This window comes from Streptomyces laculatispora (assembly GCF_017353455.1).
Taxonomy (GTDB): domain Bacteria; phylum Actinomycetota; class Actinomycetes; order Streptomycetales; family Streptomycetaceae; genus Streptomyces; species Streptomyces laculatispora.
Window position 1 is genome coordinate 1 of record NZ_JAFMPZ010000123.1, and the last position, 10501, is coordinate 10501.

Here is a 10501-nt window from a genome sequence, read left to right on the forward strand (position 1 = left end):
CCGAGCCGGCTCGGGTCGGGGGAGTAGAAGACCGGGAGCGCGCTGCTGCTGTCGTACACGGTGACGCTGATCCGCTCCGCCGTGCCCTCCAGCTCCAGCAGATAGGGGCCGTGACTGTAACGGTCGGCATTGGTGACCAACTCGCTCACGGCCAGCATCAGATCATTGTGGGTGTGGGTGCCGAGCACGGCCATCCACTCGGAGACGAGCCGCGCGAGAAAGCGGTCGGCCAGGCCCCGCGCCTGGGAGATGCACCCCGGCTCGCCGTCGAACACCTCGGCGGCGTGCAGTATCTCCGTGGGCGGACAGCTCCTCGGGGAGTCGTCCGGCCGGGAGACGGCCTGTTCGTTCATGTGCTCCAGCCAGGGCGCAACGGGGGGAGGCCATGGGCCTCTCTTCTCGCTGCTCGTGTACCCGCGCCGGGAGATCCCACTCCCGGCCTGTGTCAGCAGATCTTACGCACGTCCGGGAAGCCGGACCACGGTCACGAAGAACTCGTCGATCTGGCGCACCGCCGCGATGAACTGATCGAGGTCGACCGGTTTCGTGACGTAGGCGTTGGCGTGCAGTTTGTAGCTGCGCAGGATGTCCTCCTCGGCGGAGGACGTCGTCAGCACGACCACGGGAATGAGGGAGAGTTCCGGGTCCTGCTTGATCTGCTCCAGCACCTGGCGCCCGTCGTACTTGGGCAGGTTCAGGTCGAGCAGGATCAGGTCGGGGCGCGGGGCCTCGCCGTGCTCGCCCCGGCGGTAGAGGAAGTCGAGCGCCTCCTGTCCGTCGCGGACCACATGGAGGGTGTTGCGGATCTTGTTGTCCTCGAACGCCTCACGCGTCATCAGCTCGTCACCGGGGTCGTCCTCGACGAGAAGGACCTCGATGGGCTGTGCGGGATGGGTCACGCGGTATCTCCGGAGATCTCGGCGGGTCGGGCGGGTTCGGCCGGGCCCCCGGCCGGGGACCCGCCGTCCTCGGCGGGCAGGCTGAAGTGGATACGGGCGCCCTGGCGGGGTTCGGGATCCAGCCAGATCCGGCCGCCGTGGAACTCGATGATCTTGCGGCAGAGAGCGAGTCCGATTCCCGTGCCGTCGTACTCGTCGCGGGCGTGCAGACGCTGGAAGATGACGAAGACCTTCTCGGCGAACTCGGGGGCGATCCCGATCCCGTTGTCCGTCACGGTGAAGTGCCAGACGTCGTCCTCCCGTACGCAGCCGACCGTGATCACGCACGGCTCGTCCGCGCGGCGGAACTTCACCGCGTTCCCGATCAGGTTCTGCCAGATCATGGCGAGGGTCGTTCCGTCGCCGTTCACCTCGGGCAGCGTGTTCTCGCGCACGACCGTGGTGCCGGACTCCTCGATGACCAGTGTCAGGTTGGCCAGCGCCCGGTCCAGCGAGCGGTCGAGGTCGACGGTGCTCCAGCTGTCGTGGACCCGGCCCACCCGGGAGAAGGTGAGCAGGTCGTTGATGAGCACCTGCATGCGCTTGGCACCGTCGACCGCGAAGTCGATGTACTGCTTGCCGCGCGCGTCCAGCTCCGTCCCGTAGCGCTTCTCCAGGAGCTGGCAGAAGGACGCGACCTTCCGCAGCGGCTCCTGGAGGTCGTGCGAGGCGACATACGCGAACTGCTCCAGCTCGGAGTTGGAGCGGCGGAGTTCCTCCGTCTGCTGGGCCAGCAGGTCCTCCCGCTCCTGGGAGGCGTCGAGCTCCTCGACCAGCCGGCACCGCATGTCCTCGACGGCGCCGGCCACCGCCCGTACGTCGGACGGCCCGTGCACCTCGATCCGGCGGCGGAAGGCGCCGGACTGCACCTCGCGGGAGGCCTCGGCCAGCGCGTGGAGCGGCCGTCCCACCACCCGGTGCAGCAGCAGGCTGAGGGCAATCACACACACCACGAAGCAGGCCACGAGCGCGATCAGCGTCCGGTCGCGCGTGACGCGTGCGTCGTTGAGCTGGGCGCGCGCGTGGTCCCGGGCGGTGTCGAGATGGGACTGCTGTGTGCTGTAGAGCCGCCGCAGCGTGTCGAAGGCGGTCTTGCTCCCGGCGATCCTGGCGGACAACCGGCTCTCCCGGCCGTCGCGGCGGACAGCGGCGATCAGCGGTTCGGCGTGCTCCGCGCGCCACTGCGCGGAGGCCGCGGCGATCCGGTCCAGATCGCGGGCGTACGGTTCGGCGTCGCCCATCGCCGAGCGGACCCGCGCCAGCCGCAGCTGTTCGTCGCGCTTGCCCGTCGCGTAGGGCTGGAGGAAGGAGGGGTCGCCGCTGAGGGCGTAGCCACGGACCCCGGTTTCCTGGTCGAGCAGCGCGTTCTGCAGCTGGAAGGAGGCGGAGCGGGCGGGCTGGATGCGGTCCACCAGTTCGGTGGTCCGGTCGGATATCCGGGCCAGCACGAGTCCGCCGACGACCAGGCAGCCGCACACGACCAGGACGAAACAGGCCAGGATCAGATGGACCCAGTTCTGGACCGACAGCCGTGCCAGCCGTCCCGGCCGGATCGGGGGGTCTGCCGGTGAGTCACTGGTCATGAGGTGTCCTGTTCCAGGCGAGGTGCAGCACGGCGACGTCGTCGGCGAGGCCGCCGTGGGGAGCGGCCGCGTCGGAGGCGCCGGCGACCAGTGCGTCGATGAACGGCCGGGCGGGCAGACCGGCCCGGCTCCGGGCCATGGCGAGCAGCCCGTCCTCACCCAGCCGGGTGTCCGGTCCGGTGCGCCCCTCGAACAGGCCGTCGCTGAAGAGTACGAGACCGGCGCCGGGCGCCAGCGTCAGGTCGGTGGAGATCCACTGGCCGTGACCGGGCAGCAGCCCGAGCGCGATGCCGCCCTCGGGTTCCACCCACTCGATGTCCGTGGCGTGGCGCAGCAGGAGCCCCGGGTGCCCCGCCCGCACGATCCGGACGTGGTCCCCGCCGGGCGGAAAGACGAGTGAGGTGACGGTCGCGAAGACATGTGGGTCGGACCGCTCGGCGACGAGGATCTCCTCGAGCAGCGCGAGCTGTTCCAACTGGTCGGTGCGGCACAGCACCGCCGTGCGCCAGGCCACCCGCAGGCACACCCCCAGCGCGGCCTCCGCCGCACCGTGCCCCGACACATCGCCGATCACGGCGTGAACCGTGCCGTCGGCGGTCTGGACCACATCGTAGAAGTCACCGCTGAGCAGGCCGTGGGCGCGGCCGGGCTCGTAGCGGGCGACCGCCTCGAAACTGTCGTCGTTCAGGAGCGGTACGGGCAGCAGCCCCCGTTCGAGGCGGGCGTTCTCCTGGGCCATCTGCTGGTTGGCGCGCAGGGCCGCCGCAGCCCGTTCGACCTGCTTGCGCTGGAGGGCGTAGCGGACGGCACGGGACAGCGCCTGCGGGTCGAGCCGTCCCTTGACCAGGTAGTCCTGCGCGCCGGTGGCCACCGCGTCGAGTCCGGCCTCGGCCTCGGCGAGGCCGGTCAGCACCACGATGGCGGCGTCCGGGGTGGTCTCCACGATCTGGGTGACGGCACTCAGCCCGTGCACATCGGGGAGGTGCAGGTCCAGCAGGACACAGACGGGTGTCCGGTGCCCGCGCAGAAAAGTCAGGGCCTCGGTCAGGGTCTTGCACCAGGTGAGGGCGGAGTCCAGCTCGCCGTCGGCGAGCATCTCCTCGACGAGGAGGGCGTCGCCCGCGTCGTCCTCGACCAGGAGGATGGAGGCGTTGACGTCCCACACGGAGGGCCGGCCGTCCGACTGCGACCCGGCCTGTACCGGGAGAGCGGTGCTGAGCGGATGCTGAGCGTGGGAGTCAGTACGCATCTCAGCCACGCCTCACCCTCTTGTTTCGATCGAGCGGGCCGCCCGCCGTCGCCACGCAGCATATGTGAATGACGCCCGCCCCTGTGCGGGCAGACGTCATTGTGCCGCTCGGAAGCGATACGGGCCCCGCTGGTTCAGCTCGGGCGGATTTCGCCGGTGAGTTTCTCCAGCCTGAGCAGATCATGCGGGGTGATGCCGGAGAGACCCGACACCGCGTCGACGTCCGCGCCCGCGCGTACGGCGAGAACCGCTTCCGGTTCTACGTCCGCGCGGGCGGCGTCGGCCGCGGCATCGGCGTCCTGCCGCCGGTGTACGGCCAGTTACAGGGGAGAGAGATCCATGGGACGGGATGCTCTCACGTGGCGGATGTCACGCCTCGACGGACATCCCGGCGCGCAACTGCTTGACGATGCGGGCGAGCAGCCGGGAGACGTGCATCTGCGAGACGCCGAGCTCGGCACCGATCTGGGACTGCGTCATCTCCTGGCCGAAGCGCATCTGCACGATCCTGCGCTCGCGGTCGTCGAGCTGTTCCAGCAGCGGCGCCAGGGTGTGGAGGTTCTCGACGGTCTCCATCCCCGGATCGGCCTCGCCGATCATCTCGGCGAACGACCGCTGGTCGCTCCCGGAATCCGTCTCGGCCGAGGGGGAGTCCAGGGACCCCGCCGAATAGCCGTTGGCCGCGACGAGCCCCTCGATGATCTCTTCCTCGGGCAGGTCGATGAGTTCGGCGAGCTCCTTGACGGTCGGGTCGCGGTCGAGCTTCGCCGACAGCTGCTCCTTCGCCTTCGCCAGATCGACACGCAGTTCCTGGAGCCGCCGCGGCACGTGCACCGCCCACGTCGTGTCCCGGAAGAAGCGCTTGATCTCCCCGACGATGTACGGGACCGCGAAGGTGGCGAACTCGACCTCACGCGAGAGGTCGAACCGGTCGATCGCCTTGATCAGCCCGATGGTGCCCACCTGGATGATGTCCTCGGTGTCGTCGCCACCGCGGTTGCGGAACCGCGAGGCGGCGTACCGCACCAGCGAGAGGTTCATCTCGATGAGGGTGTTGCGCGCGTACTGGTACTCGCGGGTGCCTTCCTCGAGGACCTGGAGCCGGTCGAGGAACAGCTTCGACAGGGCGCGGGCGTCCTTCGGAGCCACCTTTCCGGTGTCCTCGATCCACGGCAGCTCCGAAGTGCCGGCATCCGTGTAGGTGCCGGACTGCTCCGAAAGCGAGCGCGCTGCGCCAAGGGCTCCGCCGGTCTGCTCCGTCGTGGCCGCCATGTTCTCGCCCCTCCTGCTTGCCAATGCGTCAGGCCTCGTGTGCCCCGCAATTCCGAGGTCATGCCAAATCGGCGAAATCTGTTTCAGTGGCCCGGATCACCGCGCGCCTCCGGTCTCCGCCGCCCCGCGCGGACCGCCCGGGCACTCGAATGGAGCAGCTGCCGGAGCATGGCAAACTTGACGGGGGCGTTCGGCCCGCAGTGCGGCGGCTTTGCGCAGAAGCCCGCGGCCGGACCTTCAGTCCCGTGGATGCGAGTCCTCGTGAGTCCGGCTCGGCGGCGTGCCACGGTCCGCCGAGAGAATCCGGCGGCACAAGCAACAGAGGAACGGCAATGACGGTGACAGAGGACAGCCCGGAGCTCGCGCCCGGTATCGAGGAGTTCGGTCCCGGTATCGACCCGCAGCGGCTGGCCGTCTGCCTGAGTGTGCTCGACGAGCTCGACGCCATCGAGGTCGACCACCCGGACGCCATCGCGGTGCGCCGTGCCACCGCCGGTGTCTACCGGACCGTGAAGCAGCGCCGCCGCCAGGAGCGCCGGGCCGCCAAGACCGCGCACGACAAGGCCGTCACCGAGGCCACCGCGACCGGTTCGGCCGAGCGCATCGACGACGAGACGCAGGGCGTCCTGCCGTCCTCCTCCGCCGCCGCGGAGATCGCGGGCGTTCTCCAGCGCCCCCGGTCCTGCTACATCTGCAAGACGCGGTACGTCGAGGTGGACGCGTTCTACCACCAGCTCTGCCAGTCGTGCGCCCGGCAGAACCGCTCCCGCCGTGACGCGCGCACCGACCTGACCGGGCGCCGGGCGCTGCTCACCGGCGGCCGCGCCAAGATCGGTATGTACATCGCGCTGCGGCTGCTGCGTGACGGTGCGCACACCACGATCACCACCCGTTTCCCCAATGACGCGATCCGCCGCTTCAAGGCGATGCCGGACAGCGACGAGTGGATCCACCGGCTGAAGATCGTCGGCATCGATCTGCGCGACCCGGCCCAGGTCGTCGCGCTCGCCGACTCGGTCGCCGCCGAGGGGCCGCTGGACATCCTGATCAACAACGCCGCGCAGACGGTGCGCCGCTCGCCGCAGGCCTACAGCGAGCTGCTCGGTGCCGAGTCCGCCCCGCTGCCCGCGGGCGAACTGCCCGCCGCCGAGGTGATCGGCACCTTCGGCAGCGGCACGGTCGACCGCGTCGCCGCGCTGCCCGCCGCCCGCAAGGAGGGGCTGAGCGCGCAGGACGTCACCGATCTCGCGCTGGTCACCGGATCCGCGTCGCTGGAGCGCATCGCCGCCGGCACCGCCATCGACGCGGGCGGGCTCGTCCCGGACCTGCACCACACCAACAGCTGGATCCAGACAGTCGACGAGGTCGAGCCGATCGAGCTGCTGGAAGTCCAGCTGTGCAACTCGACCGCGCCGTTCATCCTGATCAGCCGGCTCCGCCCGGCGATGGCGGCGACGGCCGCCAAGCACTCCTACGTGGTCAACGTCTCCGCGATGGAGGGCGTGTTCGGCCGCGGCTACAAGGGCGCAGGCCACCCGCACACCAACATGGCCAAGGCCGCGCTGAACATGCTGACGCGCACCAGCGCCCAGGAGATGTTCGAGAAGGACGGCATCCTGATGACCGCCGTCGACACCGGCTGGATCACCGACGAGCGGCCGCACCCCGACAAGATCCGGCTGGCCGAGGAGGGCTTCCACGCCCCGCTCGACCTGGTCGACGGTGCCGCCCGCGTCTACGACCCGATCGTCCGCGGTGAAGCGGGCGAGACGATGTACGGCTGCTTCCTCAAGGACTACGCCCCCGCGAACTGGTAGCAGTCCGGAAAAGCACCCCTCCACGCAGTCGCGGACCCGGCCCGGGAACCCTCCTGGGCCGGGTCTTTTTCGTGTTCTGTGGCTGAAAGTGACCCAGAGCACACGTTCCATCGAGCGTGGACGCGCTCATTTGGTTACTCTGAGGGGAACGGACGCCACCAAGGGATCCACGAAGGTTCCTCGGCCGTCCTGGGACAGGCCTGTCAACCAGGCCGCCGTCCCGCCCCGTACCCGGCGCCACCGCGACCGAAGCTGATCCTGCCCCTGCCCTCACGGGCGGTTGATGTGCCGGTATTGAAGCCGGAGCGTCGGCGACGCCCGGGGTTACGCGACACAAAGGAGTGCGCGGTGACGACACCGGAACTGACGAAGTACGAGAAGCGACCGGCCGGACAGTACGGAGAGCGGGCCCGCAGGCCCGAGAAGCTCCGGAACATCGAGGTCTGGGCCAGGTCCGCACCGATCCGGCTGGCCGGCTACGAGGACGACCTCGCCGAGCCGCACATCCTGCCCGGCATCGACTGAGTGCTTCACCACCGAGCTCCGGTCCGCACCCCGAACAGGGGCGGGGGCCGGAGTTCGGCCGTGCGGCGGGTGAGCCCGCTCAGAAGGCCGCGCGGGCCACGGCGGCCCCGGCGAACGAGAGGCCGACGCCCGCGCACACGGTGAGCAGCAGGTAGCCCGCCGCCAGGGTCAGCCGGCGGGCGGAGTTCAGCGTCAGCAGTTCGTAGGAGAACGTCGACCAGGTCGACAGGGCCCCGCAGAACCCGGTGGCGAGCAGCAGATTGAGCTTGGCCCCCAGGTCGCCGTCGGTCACCGCCTCGGCGATGAAGCCGAGGAACAGGGCCGCGCCGGCGTGGCGGCGAACGTGCCCCACGGGAAGACGCTGTGCAGGCGGAACTTCGCGTCGACCCCGAGGCAGTAGCGCAGCGGTGCGCCCACGAGTCCGCCGGCGATGACGAGCAGCCAGTCGGTCATGACACGTCGTTCTCCGTGACGTAGGAACGCCCGAAGGTGAAGTGGGTGACGAAGGCACCCGCCGTCACGGCGGTCAGCGCGGCCACCACGGTCAGCACCAGGCAGCCGACCGCGTACCCCGGCTGGTGGTTCTCGAACAGCTGCCGGACGTCGTCCGTGTAGTGCGAGAACGTGGTGAATCCGCCGAGCACACCGGTGCCGAGCAGCGGACTGATCAGCCGGGGAGCACCGGGGAAGCGCAGCTTCACGGTGACCATCAGGACGCCCATCAGGAAACAGCCCACCGTGTTGATCAGTAGAACCGTCCACGGGAAAGCGGTGGCGCCGGTCGGCCAGAGGCGTTCGGCGCCGTACCGGGCGACGGCTCCGGCGGCGCCGCCGACCGCGACGGCGGCCACGACCGACAGCTGCACCCCGGGGTGGTGATCGGGGTGGCTATGGAGGTTCAGCCGCATCCTGGGGGACATTCCGCGAATCTACGGAGTGGGCCGGGGCGGCCGGGGCCGAGCGCGCTGGCCTGCCGGATCCCGTACCTGGTTGGGCTAGCCGGAACCCACGCAGCGCGATTATCTGATCACTGTGTGCCTTGATGGCATGTGTAGACATGCGCTTTCGGCCTGTGGGCCGGAGGAGCCTTTGCCGTCGAGCCGCTGGAGTGAGCCTTGCCCATCGCCGAGCCGGAAATCGTCCGGCGGATGGAGAGCCGTCAGCCATCCGCGTACGTACTGGCCTCCCTGCGGGGGTTCGGACAGGTCGACCTCCAGGCCGGCCTGCTGACCGGAGTGGCGATCCTCGTCGCGTTGTGGGTGTCGGGCTGGCAGAACGGCCTCTTCGCCACGCTCGGCACCCTGCTCGCCACCGCGACCGCCTACGCCCTCGCCGTCGACCGGTCGGGGATCGCGCTCGGCCTCCAGGGATATGCGGGCTGCCTGACGGGCATCGCCCTCGTCTCCTCGCTGGGGAACCATCTCGCCACCTATGTGCTGACCGTCGTCGGCGCCATCATGTGCACCCTCCTGATGGCCGCCCTGGGCACCTTCCTCACGCCCTACGGGCTCACCCCGCTGACCGCGCCCTTCTGCCTGGTCTCCGGAGTGATGGTGGTGGGCGCCCCCTCGTTCGAGCGGGTCTGGCACGGCGCCCCGGCCTCCGTGGCCAGCACCACCACCGGCGAGACCGCGATGTCCTGGAACGCGCTGTGGCACGCGTTCTTCAACAACGTCTCGCAGGTCTTCCTGATCGACAGCTGGTACGTCGGACTGATCATGCTCATCGGCCTCGCCCTGGCCGGTCTGCGCGTCGTGCTCTACGCGGCGGCCGGCAGCGTGATCGGCATCGTCGCCGCGTGGCTGCTGGGCGCACCGACGGCGCTGATCGCCAACGGCATCTACGGATACAACGCGGTGCTCGTGGCCATCGCCATCGGCGCGGTCTTCATGGCGAACACGGTGTGGACCGGTGTGTACGCGCTGTTCGGCGCCGCGGCCAGCACCGGACTGACGGCGTCGCTGACGTCCTTCTTCAAGCCCTTCGGCGGCCACACCTTCACCTGGCCCTTCATTCTCACCACCTGGGCGCTGATGGCCGCCGTGCCGCTGCTGCCCCGCCTTCGCCGGAGCGGCTGACCGCCCCGGCCCCCGGGCTCCTTGCCCTCTGCCCGTACAACCCGAGGAAGGTACAGACGATGAACCTGGCCCCCCGCGAGATCGACAAGCTGCTGGTGTACGTGGTGGCCGACCTGGCCCGCAAACGCCAGGGACGCGGCCTCAAGCTCAACTACAGCGAGTCGGTCGCGCTGATCACCGAGGCGATCCTCGAAGCCGCGCGCGACGGCAAGAGTGTCGCGGACTGCATGGAACTGGGCCGCCATGTCGTGGGTGAGCCGGACACCATGCCCGGCGTCCGGGAGATGCTCGGCCTGCTCCAGGTCGAGGCGTCCTTCGTGGACGGTACGAAGCTGGTGTCCTGCCACGACCCGATCGGGGGCTGACCCCGGTGGCCGAGCGCTGCGCGGTCATCGCCGTGTGCGGCCATGAAGCGGCGTACGGGCGTGCGCTGGACGGGCTCGTGAACCCCGGGGTGAGCGTCGTGCCGAGCGGGCGCGAGCTGTTCCGGAGCATCTCCGCGCACCTGCGCCGGGGTGAGGAGACCGTGGTCGTCCCGATGACGCTCGGCCGGGACCCCGAGCTCGTCGCGGACACCGCCCGGACCCTGCGCGCCGTTCCCGGCGGCGACCGGGCGGCGACCGTGCTCGCCGAGCCGTTCGGCACCGCCCAGCACCTCGTCGGCTGGCTGCGCGCGGCGGCGGGACGCGTGCCGGAGGCGTCCGCCCTGCTGGTCACGGCCCCGTCCGGCGACCCGTTCGAGGACGCGGAGCTGTACCGGATCGCCGCACTCGTACGCCGCTACGGGCGGCACGCCCTGGTCGAGGTCGCGTTCACCGGCGGGGACCCGGATCCGGCCGAGGGCGTCCGGCGCTGCCGGCTGCTCGGCGCGGAGCGCGTGACGCTGCTGTCGGCCGGGTTCGCGCCGCCGGAGGCGTCCGAGGCGGCCGGTGCGGCCGGGCTGCCGGTGGACCGCGCGGGTCCCCTCGTGTCCGCGTCCGCGCTGCGACGGGTGCTGGCCGAGCGGGTGGCCGACGCCCGGCGGCGCCGCCGCGAGCAC

11 protein-coding genes and 1 pseudogene are annotated in these 10501 nt (G+C 70.3%); 5 read left to right on the forward strand and 7 right to left on the reverse strand.

Translation table 11 applies throughout. The features are described from left to right. From J1C73_RS07320 to J1C73_RS07340, 5 genes are all read right to left on the reverse strand, one after another. Nucleotides 1-353: ATP-binding protein (locus J1C73_RS07320; protein WP_207315624.1), on the reverse strand; the 353-nt coding region annotated here is incomplete at its 3' end. Between the two features lie 102 nt (nt 354-455). Then, entirely contained in the window at nt 456-899 is a 444-nt protein-coding gene (locus tag J1C73_RS07325) for a response regulator (RefSeq protein WP_024492202.1), read from the reverse strand. Then, the gene (locus J1C73_RS07330) at nt 896-2521 is read right to left on the reverse strand and encodes a sensor histidine kinase (RefSeq protein WP_207315625.1); all 1626 of its coding nucleotides are present in this window, start codon (nt 2519-2521) and stop codon (nt 896-898) included. The genes J1C73_RS07325 and J1C73_RS07330 overlap by 4 nt, the downstream gene beginning before the upstream one ends. Next, nucleotides 2511-3770 carry a PP2C family protein-serine/threonine phosphatase gene (locus tag J1C73_RS07335; RefSeq protein WP_207315626.1) on the reverse strand — a complete coding sequence of 420 codons (1260 nt, stop codon included), beginning with the start codon at nt 3768-3770 and terminating at the stop codon, nt 2511-2513. The genes J1C73_RS07330 and J1C73_RS07335 overlap by 11 nt, the downstream gene beginning before the upstream one ends. Before the next feature lie 369 nt (nt 3771-4139). Then, the gene (locus J1C73_RS07340) at nt 4140-5042 is read right to left on the reverse strand and encodes an RNA polymerase sigma factor SigF (protein ID WP_207315627.1); all 903 of its coding nucleotides are present in this window, start codon (nt 5040-5042) and stop codon (nt 4140-4142) included. 332 nt (nt 5043-5374) lie between these two features. Here J1C73_RS07340 and J1C73_RS07345 point away from each other — a divergent pair, with 332 nt between their 5' ends. Together J1C73_RS07345 and J1C73_RS07350 are read left to right on the forward strand one after the other, a co-directional pair. Then, on the forward strand, nt 5375-6859 hold the full coding sequence (locus tag J1C73_RS07345) for an SDR family NAD(P)-dependent oxidoreductase (RefSeq protein ID WP_207315628.1): 1485 nt from the start codon (nt 5375-5377) through the stop codon (nt 6857-6859). 348 nt (nt 6860-7207) lie between these two features. After that, a complete protein-coding gene (locus tag J1C73_RS07350) occupies nt 7208-7384 on the forward strand; it encodes a hypothetical protein (RefSeq protein ID WP_207315629.1) in 177 nt (58 codons plus the stop codon). 79 nt (nt 7385-7463) lie between these two features. Here the strand turns inward: J1C73_RS07350 and J1C73_RS07355 are convergent. Both J1C73_RS07355 and J1C73_RS07360 read right to left on the reverse strand, forming a co-directional pair. Continuing rightward, a pseudogene (locus J1C73_RS07355) lies at nt 7464-7837 on the reverse strand (fluoride efflux transporter FluC). Beyond that, nucleotides 7834-8304: a fluoride efflux transporter FluC gene (locus J1C73_RS07360; protein WP_207315630.1), complete on the reverse strand. Its 471-nt coding sequence runs from the start codon at nt 8302-8304 to the stop codon at nt 7834-7836. The pseudogene J1C73_RS07355 and the gene J1C73_RS07360 overlap by 4 nt, the downstream one beginning before the upstream one ends. Nucleotides 8305-8499: 195 nt before the next feature. On the opposite strand from J1C73_RS07360, the gene J1C73_RS07365 reads away from it, so the two are divergent. The 3 genes from J1C73_RS07365 to J1C73_RS07375 all read left to right on the forward strand — a co-directional run. Continuing rightward, the gene (locus J1C73_RS07365) at nt 8500-9462 is read left to right on the forward strand and encodes an urea transporter (protein ID WP_207315631.1); all 963 of its coding nucleotides are present in this window, start codon (nt 8500-8502) and stop codon (nt 9460-9462) included. Between the two features lie 59 nt (nt 9463-9521). Further along, a complete protein-coding gene (locus J1C73_RS07370) occupies nt 9522-9827 on the forward strand; it encodes an urease subunit gamma (protein WP_207315632.1) in 306 nt (101 codons plus the stop codon). Nucleotides 9828-9832: 5 nt separating this feature from the next. Continuing rightward, nucleotides 9833-10501: sirohydrochlorin chelatase (locus tag J1C73_RS07375; protein WP_207315633.1), on the forward strand; the 669-nt coding region annotated here is incomplete at its 3' end.

Bases quoted from the DNA above. Each gene is read 5' to 3' on its own strand.
- J1C73_RS07330 (WP_207315625.1), bottom strand. From the start codon at position 2,521: ATGACCAGTGACTCACCGGCAGACCCCCCGATCCGGCCGGGACGGCTG.
- J1C73_RS07335 (WP_207315626.1), bottom strand. From the start codon at position 3,770: ATGCGTACTGACTCCCACGCTCAGCATCCGCTCAGCACCGCTCTCCCG.
- J1C73_RS07340 (WP_207315627.1), bottom strand. From the start codon at position 5,042: ATGGCGGCCACGACGGAGCAGACCGGCGGAGCCCTTGGCGCAGCGCGC.
- J1C73_RS07345 (WP_207315628.1), top strand. From the start codon at position 5,375: ATGACGGTGACAGAGGACAGCCCGGAGCTCGCGCCCGGTATCGAGGAG.
- J1C73_RS07360 (WP_207315630.1), bottom strand. From the start codon at position 8,304: ATGTCCCCCAGGATGCGGCTGAACCTCCATAGCCACCCCGATCACCAC.
- J1C73_RS07370 (WP_207315632.1), top strand. From the start codon at position 9,522: ATGAACCTGGCCCCCCGCGAGATCGACAAGCTGCTGGTGTACGTGGTG.